General features: G+C 42.7%; 15 protein-coding genes and 2 pseudogenes. 13 read left to right on the forward strand and 4 right to left on the reverse strand.

Going from position 1 to position 16,472, the window contains the following annotated elements:
* Positions 1–109: 109 nt before the first annotated feature.
* The gene (locus QFZ80_RS03085) at positions 110–1,033 is read right to left on the reverse strand and encodes an MmyB family transcriptional regulator (RefSeq protein ID WP_307557195.1); all 924 of its coding nucleotides are present in this window, start codon (positions 1,031–1,033) and stop codon (positions 110–112) included.
* 136 nt (positions 1,034–1,169) lie between these two features.
* On the opposite strand from QFZ80_RS03085, the gene QFZ80_RS03090 reads away from it, so the two are divergent.
* From QFZ80_RS03090 to QFZ80_RS03105, 4 genes and pseudogenes are all read left to right on the forward strand, one after another.
* Entirely contained in the window at positions 1,170–2,111 is a 942-nt protein-coding gene (locus QFZ80_RS03090) for a zinc-binding dehydrogenase (protein WP_307548994.1), read from the forward strand.
* Positions 2,112–2,322: 211 nt separating this feature from the next.
* A pseudogene (locus tag QFZ80_RS03095) lies at positions 2,323–2,883 on the forward strand (zinc-binding dehydrogenase); the annotation flags it as partial.
* Positions 2,884–2,893: 10 nt separating this feature from the next.
* Positions 2,894–3,556 carry an NAD(P)-dependent oxidoreductase gene (locus tag QFZ80_RS03100; protein ID WP_307548990.1) on the forward strand — a complete coding sequence of 221 codons (663 nt, stop codon included), beginning with the start codon at positions 2,894–2,896 and terminating at the stop codon, positions 3,554–3,556.
* A 59-nt stretch (positions 3,557–3,615) separates the two neighbouring features.
* Positions 3,616–4,608: an aldo/keto reductase gene (locus tag QFZ80_RS03105; protein ID WP_307557197.1), complete on the forward strand. Its 993-nt coding sequence runs from the start codon at positions 3,616–3,618 to the stop codon at positions 4,606–4,608.
* 1,120 nt (positions 4,609–5,728) lie between these two features.
* Here QFZ80_RS03105 and QFZ80_RS03110 read toward each other — a convergent pair.
* A complete protein-coding gene (locus QFZ80_RS03110; protein ID WP_307557200.1) occupies positions 5,729–7,006 on the reverse strand; it encodes an IS110 family RNA-guided transposase in 1,278 nt (425 codons plus the stop codon).
* A gap of 180 nt (positions 7,007–7,186) precedes the next feature.
* Here QFZ80_RS03110 and QFZ80_RS03115 point away from each other — a divergent pair, with 180 nt between their 5' ends.
* Together QFZ80_RS03115 and QFZ80_RS03120 are read left to right on the forward strand one after the other, a co-directional pair.
* A complete protein-coding gene (locus QFZ80_RS03115) occupies positions 7,187–7,942 on the forward strand; it encodes a hypothetical protein (protein WP_307557202.1) in 756 nt (251 codons plus the stop codon).
* A 150-nt stretch (positions 7,943–8,092) separates the two neighbouring features.
* Positions 8,093–8,497 carry a hypothetical protein gene (locus tag QFZ80_RS03120; RefSeq protein ID WP_307557204.1) on the forward strand — a complete coding sequence of 135 codons (405 nt, stop codon included), beginning with the start codon at positions 8,093–8,095 and terminating at the stop codon, positions 8,495–8,497.
* A gap of 49 nt (positions 8,498–8,546) precedes the next feature.
* Here the strand turns inward: QFZ80_RS03120 and QFZ80_RS03125 are convergent, their stop codons facing one another.
* Together QFZ80_RS03125 and QFZ80_RS38795 are read right to left on the reverse strand one after the other, a co-directional pair.
* Complete coding sequence (locus tag QFZ80_RS03125; protein ID WP_171688075.1) at positions 8,547–8,978, reverse strand: DUF6326 family protein; 432 nt, start codon at positions 8,976–8,978, stop codon at positions 8,547–8,549.
* 119 nt (positions 8,979–9,097) lie between these two features.
* Entirely contained in the window at positions 9,098–9,268 is a 171-nt protein-coding gene (locus QFZ80_RS38795) for a hypothetical protein (protein ID WP_171688074.1), read from the reverse strand.
* Positions 9,269–9,431: 163 nt separating this feature from the next.
* On the opposite strand from QFZ80_RS38795, the pseudogene QFZ80_RS03135 reads away from it, so the two are divergent.
* The 7 genes and pseudogenes from QFZ80_RS03135 to QFZ80_RS03165 form a co-directional block, all read left to right on the forward strand.
* Positions 9,432–9,788, forward strand: a pseudogene (locus tag QFZ80_RS03135) (class I SAM-dependent methyltransferase); the annotation flags it as partial.
* Between the two features lie 52 nt (positions 9,789–9,840).
* On the forward strand, positions 9,841–10,356 hold the full coding sequence (locus QFZ80_RS03140; protein WP_082596080.1) for a GNAT family N-acetyltransferase: 516 nt from the start codon (positions 9,841–9,843) through the stop codon (positions 10,354–10,356).
* 495 nt (positions 10,357–10,851) lie between these two features.
* Positions 10,852–11,046: a hypothetical protein gene (locus QFZ80_RS03145; RefSeq protein WP_307557210.1), complete on the forward strand. Its 195-nt coding sequence runs from the start codon at positions 10,852–10,854 to the stop codon at positions 11,044–11,046.
* Between the two features lie 141 nt (positions 11,047–11,187).
* Positions 11,188–11,646 carry a hypothetical protein gene (locus QFZ80_RS03150; protein ID WP_307557212.1) on the forward strand — a complete coding sequence of 153 codons (459 nt, stop codon included), beginning with the start codon at positions 11,188–11,190 and terminating at the stop codon, positions 11,644–11,646.
* Positions 11,647–11,894: 248 nt separating this feature from the next.
* A complete protein-coding gene (locus QFZ80_RS03155; protein WP_307557214.1) occupies positions 11,895–13,379 on the forward strand; it encodes an amidase family protein in 1,485 nt (494 codons plus the stop codon).
* A 926-nt stretch (positions 13,380–14,305) separates the two neighbouring features.
* Positions 14,306–14,944, forward strand: coding sequence for an SGNH/GDSL hydrolase family protein (locus tag QFZ80_RS03160; RefSeq protein ID WP_307557216.1), 639 nt, complete (start codon positions 14,306–14,308; stop codon positions 14,942–14,944).
* Between the two features lie 365 nt (positions 14,945–15,309).
* A complete protein-coding gene (locus tag QFZ80_RS03165) occupies positions 15,310–16,074 on the forward strand; it encodes a 2-phosphosulfolactate phosphatase (RefSeq protein ID WP_307557219.1) in 765 nt (254 codons plus the stop codon).
* Positions 16,075–16,472: the final 398 nt, after the last annotated feature.

Consider the following 16,472-nt stretch of genomic DNA (forward strand, 5'->3'; position numbering starts at 1 on the left):
AAATCCGATCTGGACTGGGGCATGACTCAGTTCCCGAGCTTTTCCGACGCCAAGAATACAGGCAGCCTATACGATCTCCATGTCATCGCGCAACTGGTAATGGCTGGAGCTAACAGATGTAACTTTTCAACTTGTCTTGAAGAATCCCTTCGAATGGACATCCCAACCAGGTAAACAATTTTCGAGCAGGCTCATCCTCGGGTAGGAAAGCTTCGATTCGAGGATACATGCGGCTGCTGACGGATATATGGATTTGCCGGAGACGAATCGGCATCCATTCGTTTCCTTCACCCATCCGGGCCATCACGACTTTTGATTGCGATATATCGCTTTCGGAATCTGGCGCTTTTCGGCTCCAATACGCTTTAAAATCGTTAATCTCATTAAATTGCCGGATTAAACTGAGGTACCAGGCATCATAACGGGAGTATATATTATTCTGCTTGAAAGTTTGAATACCGTATACCGCATGCGATTCCCATAGTTGAAATGCAGTAGCATCAAAAGTGGAACGTGAACGGATTGGATATTCGGAATTAAAGTGAAGATGGATCATACTCCTGTGCTGGGGGGGAAGTTCTTCGATCGGTATCTCATATAAAAGACAGAAGGCTTTATTCGCTTCAACGATTTCGAATTTATGGGTCGCGATAAATGCCGGAAGAGGAAGTGCGTTCATAATCAAATGAGACTGTTCCAGTGCGAGTTTCAACGAGCGCCCTTCAAGTTCGTGATGTTCCGGAAGATAACCGGCAGCAAGAAGCAAGTCGTTCCTCTCCGAGGATGTACATTCGAGATAGTTGGAAATCGCAAGTACGGCTTCCCGGCTCGGCAGACGTCGCGAACGATTAGTCAGCAAATTTTTATAAGTTGCATACGCCTCGTCGTTTAGTTCTTGTTGAGTAAAACGTTTCAGCATTGGATGAGATTCTTCCCGGTACTGTTGCCAACGGCTTGTTCGGATCGTTTCGATTTCGCCAAGAAGCATTTTTAACACTTTAGGTTCCGAATGAAGATTCAACTGAACGTCCATATTTCCAGCTCCTCACCTAAAGGACCAATAGGTTAGGTGTAGTTTTACACTTGGTCAGAAGTTATCGATATATTATACTGCCCTATAAGAAGCCGGTCAAACCCGGAGCTTTATTAAGGATCTGGAGGAGATAGAGATGGTACGTGCTATTATATCTGACCCACTTGTTGCTGGACGATTTACCATTAGGGAAGTAGAGATGGCGACACCGGCCCCATCAGAAGCAATCGTTCAGGTTAAAGCCGTGTCCCTAAACCGCGGAGAAGTAAGAGACGCGCTAAATGGGGAAATTGCTACAAAACCCGGTTGGGATTTTGCCGGAGTTGTATTGAAGTCTGCGGAAGACGGAACCGGTCCGAAAAAGGGAAGTCGAGTGGTCGGTCTGATCCCTATGGGTGCCTGGGCCGAACAGGTTGCGGCCAGAACTTCTTGGTTAAGCGAAATTCCAGAAACGGTTACATTTGCACAAGCAGCCACATTGCCGGTTGCGGGATTGAGTGCGATGTATGCTCTCCGTAAAGGGGGACTTCTGCTGCAAAAGCGGGTTTTGATTACAGGGTCGACCGGTGGCGTCGGTTTGTTCGCTCATCAGCTCGCTACACTGGCGGGAGCATATGTTGTCGGAACGGCCAGAACGGAGAAGAAGGCTGAATTGGTTCGTAGTGCCGGAGCGAGCGAAGTGCTTGTGGGAGAATCCTATTCTGCAGCAAGCCAGCTCGGGCCATTTCACCTGATCTTAGATACGGTGGGAGGAGATATCCTGGCGGGTCTTCTTTCGCAGCTGGTATCCGGAGGAATCTGCGTGACGATGGGGTATTCCAACTCTCCATACGCTTCCATTGATGTTAGAGATTTAATCCATACGGGAGGAACTACTTTGTATGGGCTGTTCCTATTGGAGGAGTTAAACCGCTATTCGGGAGCCGATGATTTGCGTCTTCTTGCACAGTTGGTCGCAGACGAAAGGCTTCATCCCCGAATTGAAGTGGAAGCATCCTGGAAAGAGATTCAATCGATAGCCACCCAGTTGATGGAACGGCAGTATACCGGAAAGGCAGTTCTGCATATAGACGAGTAAGATAAGTGAGAAATCGCTGCTCTACGTACATTCCGCCCTATTCAACAAGCGTCGTCAGGATGGGATCTAGGGATAAACCGAGTTCGGTTAGCGAATTATTCCGATAAAAATAATGAAGCCATGCAAAACGAAGGGTAGGGAATCACATGAAAATCGAACTAAATCGTCAAATCCTGCTGATTAAACGTCCGAAGCCGGCGCTGTTGGATCAACTGCCGGACAAATTGCCAAGTTGCTTGGCTGCCGCGTCGTTGGTATTGCAGGCTCGGACAGCAAGGCCCAATTTCTGCTGGATGAGCTTGGCTTTGATGCTGTAGTCAATTACAAAACGGCTGCCGATATTACAACAGCACTTCAAGAGGCTTGCCCAAACGGAGTTGACATCTATTTCGATAATGTCGGCGGAAACATTACAAACAACGTAATCACACTGCTGAACAGATACGCGAGAGTCGTCGTTTGTGGTCAAATATCTCAGTATAACGATCGTTCAGTTGCTCCAAGCCTCAATCTGCCTTTTGAAATGTGGAAGAGAAGCGCACAAATGAAAGGTTTTATGATGCATGATTATGAGCGACAATTCGAGCATGCACGAAGCAGGTTATTAGAGTGGTTACAGGAGGGCAAGCTGCGGAACGTTGAGCATATTATCGAAGGTTTCGAAAATACACCCCAAGCGTTAATTGACTTATTCAATGGGGAGAATATCGGCAAACTAATCGTAAAAGTCGCAAATTTGCAAAATTTCGAATCAAAAATAACGAAAGGATAATTTGATTTATATGAAGACAATCGGCTTTATCGGTATTGGAATGATGGGAATACACATGGCGACCCGGTTGCATAAAGCAGACTATAAGTTAACCGCATATGATCATGATAACGAACGAACAAAGCCTCTTGCTGATATGGGCGTTCGAGTAGTTGATTCAATAGCTGAATGTGTAAAAGAACAGGATATTATTATAACGATGCTAGCGAATGATGAGGCTGTTACACAAGTTTTAACAGACGATAATGGTGTTTATCGTCATGTGGAGCAGGGCACAATGGTCGTTGATATGAGCACAATTTCACCGTCTACTTCCAGATATTTAGCTGAATTGGCTGAACAGAAAGGAATTGTTAAACTTGATGCCCCTGTCTCGGGAAGTACCCTTCATGCCAGAGAAGGAAACTTAGTCTTTATGGTTGGGGGAGAACAGAGAGCCTATCAAAGCTTGATCGATATTTTTGAAATATTGGGCAAAAACAGCATTTACTTTGGAGAGGCCGGAAAGGGATCGGAAGCAAAGATAGTAAAAAAACTTTACATTGATACGATAATGCAAGGACTCGTTGAATCCCTTGTTTTGGCCGAAGCATTTTCACTTAATCGAGAGCTTGTATTTCAAATGATTCAACATTCTCCTGCCGCGTCTCCCTATGCCGAATTTATTAAGTAGCCGGGACACATCCAAACCAATGCAACTATCGTATTTGACATTTTGAGGAGGAAATGAATATGAAATACCGGAAATTAGGAAACAGTGGAGTACTCGTATCTGAGCTGTGCTTAGGCACGATGTTGTTTGGAAGTTCGACCGATGCGGAGGAATCGACGCGAATGGTGCACCGTTTTCTGGATGCCGGCGGGAATTTTATAGATACGGCTGATATTTATACCGAAGGGGTCTCCGAGGAGATCGTCGGGAAGGCGATTGGCGAGCGCAGATCGGAGGTCATTTTGGCTACGAAGGCTGGCATAAGCGTTGGTCCGCATCCGAATGATAGAGGCAATTCCAGAAAGCATATTATGGATGGTGTTGATGCCAGTCTTCGCCGTTTGAATACAGACTATATCGACTTGTTCTATCTGCATGTATGGGATGATCTAACGCCGATTGAAGAAACCTTAAGAGCGCTTGACGACCTGGTCTCATCCGGAAAAGTCCGCTATATCGGCTGTTGCAATTTTCTCGCATGGCAGCTGATGAAGTCACTGGCCTATAGCGATGCCAAGGACTATGCCCGTTTTGTCGCGATTCAGCAGCAGTACAGCTTGGTAAGCCGTGATGCGGATCGCGAGCACATGTCTTTATGTCTGGAGGAGAATGTCGGCATCATCCCATGGGGACCGCTTGGGGGAGGCTTGTTAACCGGCAAATACAACAATATGGAAAAGCCGGACTTCGGCCGATTCTCCTTGGGGCTAAAGGGCGAGTTCGATTACAATAACAAGTTCACACCGAAAAACTTCGAAATTGTGAATGCGGTTAAAGAAATGGTGCAGCAAACCGAGAAGACGTCTTCCCAGGTTGCATTGAATTGGTTATTGGGCAAAAAGGGCATCACGTCCCCGATCATTGGCGCCAGCAGCATCGCGCAATTCGAAGATAACATGGGTGCGGTCGGTTGGTCGCTTACCACCGAGCAGTGGGAGCAATTGGATAGCGTCAGCAGTCTGCCAAGCGAGTATCCGGCACGGATGCAAGAGAGATTCAGACGTACTCTGTAAGGACGAGGAGGGGCGGCTGCGGATCCTGTCGACAGCCTTTGTTCAACGAGAAACGATAGTTGAGGAGCTTCCTGAGTTAGCTCCTTTTTTGTATACCTGAGTTTGGGTATGGAAATTTCGATGATTTGATCAAGACTAACAGAACAATTAATGCAAATTCCGTACTTTTACCTTCTTTTCAGTATACAAAAACCCCGATCATTGGCTTGTCTTCCAAATTGCTCGCAGTACGATTTTAATGATGGAACCCAAGCAAAGAAAATAAGCAACTCCAACAACAAATTGATCGTTATGTGTCAAAACTTAGATTTTAAAGAGGGGGGTCGTCGTCAATAAATTGACGGCTTTTTTTTGTGAGATGGCGGCGAACGATATATGTTCTTGTCATCCGACATTATTCTTGTCCTCGATTTTTTTTTTTTTTTTGTCCAATGACACAAAAGTGCCTACATAAACCAATTTGAAAAAGCTTGAGAAATCAAGCTTTTATTTTTTTATGTAGGGAGATTTGTGTCAGCAAAAAATGCACAAAAGTGCCTACATTGTAGTATTGTGACACAAAACTACCAACATTGTAGGATTTCGAATCTTGGCAAGAAACCACAGATGGATCAGAGTTTTGATTAAGTGCGCTGCAGCAACTGATTATCATTATCTCATTCACTTCAGCCAACTTTCAATCATGTTGTAAAAAAATGGGCGTTACAAACTGCATCGTTAAACTCCCTCAGAGAATAAGGATTATCTCACGAATGCTCGCTCATTCGCAGGATTTCAATATGCTTGTTAAACAGGAGTTCAGGTGTTTGGGTAGTGTGGGACAGGCAGTTCCGTTAGTGCGCATGCGGGAACAGAAGGTGCTGAATATTTTTACAACATCTTCCATAAGAAAAGTTATGCTGCACGCTTCTCTCCACAAGGTCCTTGGGGATTCACTCTCCCAAATCTCGACGGGTCTTTGCCCTCACATTCCTTCGTCCTATCTTTCCAAGGTGTGGAGTCCGATCAACGTTAACGGAACGGGTCTATGCCCTAAAGCTTAAAAATATCGGTACTCCGTGCTTTCTTTATGAGTTCCTGCGAATGAGCCAATTTACGTGTCAGAGTTAAGATTTATTTTTTATGCAGATAATGGTAGCTGGGCCTTATCCATGGAGAATGATTGTCCTTCTCTTGCCATGGCTACAAGCATACGGGCTAGTTTCCCAATCAGCTTCATCATGGACTGCATTTTCGTCATTCGTTTCACTTCGGTATTATGCGTATGCATGGCTTGGAACGCTTCATTGAAAGATAACAGGTGAAACACAGTGAAGTAGAGATGCTTGCGCAGTAGCGAGTTGCCTCGTTTGGTGAGCTTGATTTGCCCCTTATACTTGCCTGAACTTCGTTCTGCTAAGTTCAATCCTGCCTTGCGCAATAATTGATTTCCGTGAGACAGCTTACGTAAGTCCCCGCCAAATGCCAATATGGCAGCCGTTGCAGGAACGGAAGTACCGACAGATCGAACGAGATCAGAACAAGGAATTTCAGGCAGTATCTTTTCAATCATCTCGTCCGCTTCGTCAATAATTCGGCGGATCCTTTCATACTCTTCGATGAGGTGCCTCAGCTCCCATTTGTCTTCTTCAAGGGCAGTAGTGTCTCCCACGCTATGTCTAGCGAGTGATTGAAGTTCCAAAGCCTTGTTCGTACCTCGCACCCCGCCAGGTCTGGCCATATACTCACCCCAGATCTGTACCATTTGCTCCGGAGTTAGCTGCAATAGGTCAGAAGGGGCTGGGAACCGGCGCAAAGTGGCCAAGGAACGATCGCTAAAAATATCATCAAATGCTTGTCTGTATTCTGGAAAACGGATATCGAGCCAGCGGTGGATTCTATTCTTAATCCGTCCTGATTTAACAACCCAGTGCTCTCTGTTTGTAACCATAACCCGTATACGGCGGAATGCTTCATCCTTTGGAGCGAAGGCTGTGTAGAACCCACGACTCACCGCATCGGCGATGACCAGAGCATCCTTTGGGTCGTTCTTGGAAGGTGAGTTATCTCTGTTTTCCTTATTGCGTTTGGTTGTCATTGGATTGACAAGAGCCACATCAATTCCTTGATCCACCAACCAGTTGGCAAGATTGAACCAGTAGTGACCGGTGCTCTCCATTCCCACAACCAAGTCATTCATGCCGTGCATCTTCTGTAATTTCCGAATACTGTCTTCTAGATGCTCAAAGCCAGCTAGGTCATTCGAAAATAGAATAGGGCGCTTGGTGAGGACAATACCTCGAAAATTAATGGCTTGTGCAGCGTGCTTCTCTTTGGCAATGTCGATGCCTATGACCAGAGTGGTAGTGGAGATTCGTTCTACGCGTTGATTTTGAGACTTAATTGGATTAGACTTCATGATAACGCCTCCTAAGGTGAGTTCTGAGGGCTGCAACCCAGTACATACTCATCCTAGCGAGGCGTCCTTTTTTCTGCAAGTTCAATCTACTAACACCTACAGGAATGTTAACGGGCAGGATAACGTGATAGTAACCTTGAATTCATAAGGAGAAATTTATTTAATCGTGAGGTACGTGTAATGATCATTGAGTATCGGACCCCTACGTTGCTTCAACAAATAATTCGTTGGGAACGAGAGTTTTCCCGAGAAGTAGAATATTTAGAGACTCCTACGGGGCTTTTCCTAGGCGTTGATTTTAATGAGAAGGAAGGGTATTTCTGCACGCCAGTGGATTCTTTTCCGTTTGCACGTACTGGAGGAGACGGTATACATTACGCGTTGTTAACTGATTTTGGTCTTGTCAAAGACTTGGATGAAGCACCAGTGATACGAGTCTCACCAATGGATTCAGATCGCGTACGGCTTGTTGCTCGAAATCTGCATGACTTTTTTTCGTTACACTTATTTGACGAACTAGCATTACTTAATGAATTTTCGAGTGAAGAGGCGTATCTTGAGAGTGTTCGTAAGGAAGATGCTCGAGATCTGAATTCAGAATGGTTTGATCATGATCGCTGGAAACGAGAGAAACAGAAGGTGTTGAACGAAGTCCAGGGAAGGTTTAACCTGACACCTATTCCGAAGCCTGTCCAATACCTGCAAGAGATTCGGTTTGAACGGAGTTTACAGATAACAACTTTGACGGAAGATTCTCTGGGCATAATGGCTCCGCCCTCAGAAGCACAGGAGAAAGAATTATTCCTTGCTTCGATTCGGAACTTGCAACATACATTCTCTTCTAACAAGGTTATAATTGAGCGCCATGCGAATGAACTTTTTAAAATGAGAATGACCCATGAGGCAGAGTCGTTACTCGCTCGATTGTTACGCTAACGGTAAACGATAGTGGAATGAACACCCAGGACGAGGCTGCCGGTATGATTGGTGGCCTTCATTAAGTTAATCGGAGGTTAGTGCAGGAGGTATTTCCAAAAGGATATTCAAATAAAATATAACGAAATTCTTTTTTGAGGTGGTGGTCTATTGAGACAAAAAATCAATTTAGTGTGTTTAATTATGTTATTAGTTATAACTGGTTGTAACACTTACAAATCATTAGATGAAGCTATACAGAGTAAGTGGAAATCACCAATAAAGGTTCTTTACAGCGATAAAAAGAAAAACACGGTAGTCTTTCTAGACCAAGACCAATATGTGTTTAACACTTTCGAGAAAAAAGGAGATAAATACATTTATTCTACTGATGGGGAAGATGGGTGGACATTTACTGCAAACAATGGATTGACTCCCTTCTTGTTTAGGTCACTTAATACAAAAAGTGTTGGTAACGTGTTTTGGGGTGCTATAAAGACAGATAAAAAGATATGCAAAAGTTGCGACTATGTCATCATCATTCTTCTTAGTAATGCCCGAAACCCGCGTTGCTAGCTATCCTGCCTAGGCCACTTCCATGCAGTAAAGATAATTAGTAACGTAATTACCGTAACGAAGAAGGCCATTTCCATGCATACCAGATAATTAGACAAAGAAGAGCGACTTCTACAACAGCGCCAAACACCATGTGCACCCAAGCCTCTCCTGTCAAATTAAACAATGTATAGGGAATATACACCGCGGCAATAATGATATTTGCCCAGCGACTTACTTTTGCCGGCAGGGCAACAGAAAGGAAAATCATAAGAGCTGGAATTGTTACCGAAATCAGTGCTATCAATAGAAATACATATGAAATGTCAAATATAAATATTTTTCCTGCCAGAATACCTTCTATTTTGCCCGGCATATATAAGGCGAAATAATCAACATAAATATAGAGAAACATAAAACTCGCCCACAGCGTAGCAATCTTCAGTTTCGAACTGACTTTGATGTCTTCCAGTGCATTTTGTGCTTTATTTTGTGTATTCATATTAATCTCTCCTTTAAGGTTATATGGTTTCTCTTGCCTACAACCTTAGTCTAAATGAGAAGTATAAACACCCTCGAAAGCAATTCTAAAAATTTTCTAAAATATAACATTTTGAGGGTTCATGGGTTTTGCCGCTCATCAACAAGTCCATCCACATCCATTGGTGGTTTTCCACTCACCTCAAAAGCAGCCAATTGTGTGCTGCCAGTCCTAATATGAGATAATACTACTTCGGCTAATAATTGATCATGCTCGTCATTCCAGGAGTCCTCACGTTTTTTATCACCCAACTCTAGTCACCTCTTTCTACTACTATTTATTAGAATTCTTACCTGTAATATTAAATTTATTCAAAGTTAATGCATAAAAGACCCTCCAGCACCTGAAAAACAATCTAGCAGCTCAAATACGCTCACCTTTCTAAGATACCAAATATGGAGGGGAAATAACTAAATGTCTTTCAGTAAATATGGTGCATTATGTACAGAGGTATATGACCACACAAAGAAAATTGGTGATTCTTTTGGTGGGGATGTAGAGTATTATCGAGATCAGTTAAAACATACAAAGGGACGCATTCTTGAAGCAATGGTTGGTTCTGGAAGAATATTAATTCCATTACTGGAATCTGGTCTTGTAATAGACGGTGTTGACTATTCTCCCGAAATGTTAGCTTCTTGTCGTAAACGTTGTGACGAACGAGGATTAAACACAACCTTATATGAGTCGGATATACAGGTGCTTTCTTTACCACACAAATATGAAGCAATAATTATTCCTGGCGGGTCATTTTTACTCATAGAACAACGAGAAGAAAGGAATTTTTGAAAGGTTATTGATATAATAGAAAGGTGGGAGATTTTTGATAGAAACAAAACGTCTTATAATTAGAGAAATGGTGCAGTCCGATTATGATGCATTGTGCGGAATATTGTGTGATGAGGAAGTAATGCGTGCTGCTTATGAAAGTGCATTCAACTTAGAAGAAGCACAAAATTGGCTTAACAGACATCTTAAAAGATATGAAGAGTATGGTTTTGGACTTTGGGCTGTTGTATTAAAAGAAACAAACGAAATGATTGGTCAATGTGGCTTGACAATGCAAGGCTGGAGAGAAAAAGAAATTTTGGAAATAGGATTTTTGTTTCAAAAAGCGTATTGGCACAAAGGTTACGCAACAGAAGCGGCAATTGCTTGCAAGGAATACGCTTTCTCAGTTCTTAATGCAAATAGGGTTTATTCTATTATTAGGGACACAAATATAGCCTCTCAAAAAGTTGCTGTTCGAAACGGTATGAATATTATTGATAAAGATACTAAGAATTTTAGGAATATAGATATGGAATTTTTTCTGTATTCTGTAGAGCGAACAAAATGAGCATAATACAAAGTAAAAAACAATTGATAATGTAATATGCCTTTAAATGCTATTATGAAAGTCAAATTGATAAATTCCAAAGTTGTAGAGATAATTTTGATTCTCAATCGTTTTCAATTGCGAATATAAAAGGAGGGAAAATTACATCCCTCCTTTAAGCATATCCATATACCAATATTATTATCTAACAGAGCTTAATTGATATAAAGAGTATCAGCACTTAAACTATAAAGTTTTGGTATAAGTTTTAGTATATATACTAAATCTTAAGCCCTTTATTCTAAAGGGCTCAAGCTTATTCAGTATATATATTACTTATAATAAGATATCAGCAACTCCTCTTTTTTTATTGAAGTAACTGGCAGCATAGCTTATAAAAACAATACTTAAGTCCACTCCAATGTGATATTATTTTCTAATGTCTATTTATTTAGCGGGGGTAATTATTATGGGAATTGATGAAGCCATCACGGTTACGATAAAAAGGTAGCAACTGTGGAGGTCACATTTATTAACAGAAATGCTTCTGACAGTCAGATTAAAGTGACAATGCCAGTAGCAGATAATGTATTTATAGGTTATCCTACACAGGATTTTTTCGAGTCTGAAATAAAACTATCTAAGGAATGGAAATTATCTGCGAAAGCATTCGATGATGAAGGAAATATTGTGGCTGTGACAGGTTCCTGAAAGAGCGTACTGATGAATGATTGGTTATTTTGGGAATCTTATTACGCTAACGCAGGATTGATAGCTCAATCATGTTACGAGGGCAGCCGGCAAGAACGATTAGCTGCTATTGATGTGGAATTATAAATGGGAGATGCGCTGGTGAATAAAATTGAAGTCGTGTCTATGAAAAGTGAGTATTGCAGTGTTGAACATCATACGATCGCCATTGATGGTATCCCTCTGGATATAATGCTTCATAGTCAATATCCTACAGATCTTCTCCTGGGAATGATCCCAACCATCATTGATTGGATTGATAGCCCGAAAGAAAAAGAACTACTTAAAGGAAGGTTCAATTCAGTTGGCAAAGAGGTTAGTTTGCCAGTATTAATGTGCCCAGACGATTGCGATTTGTTTTGTACTGTAATTGTTGCAAATGTAGTCAAAGCCGGTGGACGTATCATTTGGAAGAAAATCGGTATTGATCGGAGTCATGAGGAAATTAAGCTATTGAGGTGTGATGGGATTGGTTCGAGAGTTGATTGGCTTGAAAAGATTCCCCCAATGACTTTTGTGGCTGACCAATATTATTCTCAACTCAGCAAAATTTACGATTGAACTAACGGAGAACGATAGTTGAATAATGACACCGCGGCAGCCGGCCATGATGATCGGCTGCCGTTTCCACGCTAACGGGCAGATTTCTTTAGTTACAACTTTGACGTTCGGGAAAATACAAGCTCTACTGCTATGCCCAACCGATACTTTCTTATCTAATCAAAACTTTCCCTATACCCTTGGTAAGGCAGCATGTTACCATATTACTGTTGTCCGAAAATTTACCAGTACCGGGGGTTTCTTAATATATGAGCATCAACTTACAATATTGGATTCAGGAAGCCGATTTGGTGAGCATGCAAAAGGCAATGACTTCGGGTGAATGTACATCTGAAGCCCTCGTTCTTGCATATATCGAACGCATTAATAGTTATAATCCTTTGATTAATGCCATATTAGAGATTAATCCAGATGCGCTTGAAATCGCAAGGAATCTTGACCTTGAGCGAAATACAACAGGTAGTAGGGGGCCGCTGCACGGAATTCCAATCCTGCTCAAGGATAACATCGATACGCACGACCGGATGCATACGAGCGCTGGTTCAATCGCATTGGCTGAGTCGTTTGCTCATGAAGATTCGTTCATAGCCGCAAAGCTCCGCGCTGCCGGTGCAGTTCTTCTAGGTAAGGCAAATATGACCGAGTGGTCGAATTTTATGTCCAACCGTATGCCAGCTGGATACAGTTCCAGAGGCGGATATGTATTGAATCCATATGGACCTGGCAAGCTCTTCGTGAGCGGGTCAAGTTCAGGATCGGCTGCAGCCGTAGCGGCAAACCTGGCAGCAGCAGCGTTCGGAACAGAAACCGCAGGTTCGATTATTGGGCCGGCCAGCCAACATTTTCTTGTCGGAATAAAGCCTACTGTAGGGCTTGCGAGCCGCAGCGGTATTATCCCGATCTCCATAAGTCAGGATACACCAGGACCAATTTCCAGAACAGTCACTGATGCAGCGACTCTACTCGGGGCAATCGTCGGGATTGATGAAAACGACAAGGCAACATGGACTAGCCCGCATCGTACTTTTCATGACTACACAACTTATCTTGATCGAGACTTTCTGCGTAAAGCTCGTGTTGGGATTCCCAGACATTACTATCGGTCATTGGATGAAGAAAGACTTTCCATCATGGAATCCGCCATCGATGTTCTGCGTGAGCAAGGTGCTACAGTTATCGATCCTGTGAACCTCCATTTGGAACAGCATCCATGGAACAATGATGTTATCTGCTACGAATTCAAAACAGGCCTGAATCGCTATTTGTCGAAGTTGAACTCGGATATACCCGTACATTCGCTTCAAGAACTGATTGCTTATAATCAGAAGCACGCTGCTTCCGCATTGAAGTTTGGCCAAGACAATCTGATTCGCTCGGAACAAAATGCGCTAAACGAGACAACCTATCAACTTAAACGTCAAGAATATAACCATCCGGCTGTAACGCAAGGGATTGACTATACACTCGATCAACACGGCTTAGATGCATTAATGTTACCCGGTGACATTGATGGCATGTACATTGCTGCCCGGTTAGGGTATCCCCTTATTACGGTGCCCGCCGGTTATTCAGAAAAAGGAACAATTGATGCGGATGGCGATTCGACACAGGGTCCATTTGGTGTTGTCTTTTCCGGGAGGGCCTTCAGTGAGCCCACGCTAATCAGCATCGCCTATAGTTTTGAGCAGGCAACACTTTTCCGTCGACCGCCAGATCTAGGCGAATTGATGTAATTACTGTTTCCCAATGACACCGTTAGAATTAACAACTACGTACTGACCATGTCAGTGCATTGGACTTAACCATCATGATTACGCTAACGGGAAACGAGAGTTCGATAAGGGAGAAGGTGATACTCTTGAATGATCTTGCTCATTTTATTTTGTTTGTAACTTTCGGAATCCCAATAATTGCTTTAGCAATTGTTCTATTGAGTATGTCAGGTAGAAATAAAAGATGAAGTTCATGTGGAAGGTAGCAACTTTGACACAGTTCAGAATTTCATTCGGTGGATAGACTCTGGCAATCAATGCCTTCGTTACGCTAACGGGACACGATAGTTCAAGAATGACATGACGGCAGCCGACACACGATCGGCTGCCGTTGTCTGTTGAAGTAACGGGCAGATTAACAGAATAATCTCGAAGGTAGTGGATTAGAGGCTCTCCATGCAAAAGAGAAATGGTCGGCTATTCGTTCCTGCCGAAAACTTCGATAAGGATATAGAGTAACTGACGGATCATATTTCTAGAAAAGAAATCAGGAATACCATCGTTAGGCTTTTATGGGAATATTTATTTAAAAATTGAGATTGTTGAGGGGTAATATCGATGATTATGAAAAAAACTTAGATGGTACATCTACTTCGCGAGGGACGGATACGATAGTTGAAAGAAAAGCAGGCCAAGACTGTATTGTTCCAGTTTTGGACTGCTTTTTGTGATGCTCCCACAAGAATACATAGAATACATGTAAAAAATGTGCAGAGTCTTATATTTCAAGGTTTTTTCACGCGCTCGTTTAGTTAATTAACGAATGTTGGCGAGACCCTATGTAAAGGTGCTATAGAACCTGCTGAACAATACCGTAGATCGTGCTTTCTATTTGTTAATTTCTCATCTAAAATGTGAATATATTGCTATTCGAAGGAGGCTACAAGATGAATGCAGGAAGGATATTGTTTCAAGGTGATTCGATTACAGATGGGGCAAGAGGACGCAATGATGATCTCAATCATATATTGGGGCATGGTTACCCATATCTTATCGCAAGCAAGCTTGGAAATGAACTGGCGGAGAAACAGCCGCTTTTTATTAACCGGGGTATCAGCGGGAACCGGGTATCGGATTTGTATGCACGTTGGAATGAGGACGCATTCAGTCTTAGTCCCGATGTGATCAGTATACTGATCGGGGTCAATGATGCAGGAAGGATCGTAAATGGCGACCCCGGCGGTGCGACTGATCGATTTGAGCGTTCTTACCGTCACCTGCTGGGGGAAACGAAAGAGGTTCTTCCAGCCGCCCGCCTCATATTGTGTGAGCCGTTCATACTCAAAACCGGCGGAACCGTGGAAAAATGGGAAGCTTGGCAGGAACGGATCGCCCATTATCAGGACACCGTCCGGACACTCGCCAACGAATTTCAAGCAGTCTTTGTTCCGCTACAAGCTGTACTATACGATGCCTGCAAGAGAGCTGATGCATCGTACTGGCTCTGGGATGGAGTGCACCCGACGGCGGCGGGACACGATCTGATCGCACGGCAGTGGCTATCCGTCGTGCAGAGCAGGATTTAGTTGCTGGCATTAGGGTTCCACAGTCGCGGATCGAAGGCGATACGATAAGGATGGGGGCCCGATGTTTTTTTAATCGTCAGTTAAATTTACGTGGTAATCACTTCGAGAACGGCTAACAATGTAGCCGTTCTTTTTGTTATCATTAAGCTAAAGGGCAGGATAGTTGAGCGAAGAGGTATGCCAAGGAGTGCTGGACTTTCATTAAAAAAGCCTTTGGAATAATATCCAAGGGCTTTTTGTATGCCTATTTTTTTCTAGACCTTATTCAACATCATAACAATTCATAAAGAAAAAGTCTATACTTTTTGATGGATATTATTTACTATTGGGTTGCCGGCAAAACTTAAAAATGGAGTGTTTAATCAATGGATAATAATACTTGCCACAACGACGATGTTTTTAATCAAGGTCAATACTATGTTCGATTTGAATGGGGAGCAGAAGGGGTAAAACGACTAGCTCCAATTTCAAGTGTTGTGGTCATAATTGATGTTTTATCGTTTACAACATGTGTTGAAGTTGCAGTTTCAAGAGAATCTTTGGTTTATCCATATCGATACAAAGATGAGTCCGCCATAAAATTTGCTCAGTCTGTTAGTGCTATTTTGGCTGAAAAACGTGGCAAGACTCCATCACTATCTCCAGAATCGTTACTATCCTTGCCACCTCAATCACGAATCGTATTACCTTCCCCGAATGGTTCAACGTGCACCGTCGTCGCTAATGAGTCTAATGCGTTTACGATTGCTGGGTGTTTACGGAACGCATTTGCTGTTTCAGATTTTATTAAGAGGCATTATCCAGGTGATGTGATAAGTGTAATTGCATGTGGTGAACAGTGGGAAAATGGTATGTTGCGTCCAGCTATCGAGGATTTAATTGCGGCTGGTGCAATTCTTAGTCAGTTTGACCAATCGAGTCTTTCGCCAGAAGCCAAAATTGCTGTTAGTGCCTTTATACATGCAGAACATGACATAAAAACGATTTTGAAGGAATGTTCGTCTGGTCGTGAGCTAATAGAAAAGGGCTTTCCAGAGGATGTTATTATTGCAAGTGAACTGAATGTTAGCCAAGTGGTTCCCGTATTCCATAACGGAGCTTATGTACAACCATTTTTGTTAAATCGCTAAGCCTTTATACCATATGTTGGGATTCGTGGTCATTTCGCTAAAAGTTTTACACATAGTCGGTCGATGGAAGTGCCTATGGCATGGATAAGCATAATCAAATTGATATTTACGAAAAACATTTGGATTGCAAATAACTACGGAAATGTACCATGCAACTCCAAGTGCAAACGAAAAAAGCCAGATGTAGAATCATTTGAACGTGGCACTCAGAGTTGCAAGATATCCTTATGATTGCAATGACCCTAAGCTAACGGGTAACGATAACACCATGACAACAGGCTGCCAGCATTATTGGCAGCCTGTACAGGTAACGTCCAGTTTAACGCAACAAATTATTACCAGAGATTCGTCTAATAAAGTGGGTAGGATAAATACTTTTTTTACCGGGAGGAGTGAAA

This window comes from Paenibacillus sp. V4I7, assembly GCF_030817275.1.
Taxonomy (GTDB): Bacteria; Bacillota; Bacilli; order Paenibacillales; family NBRC-103111; genus Paenibacillus_E.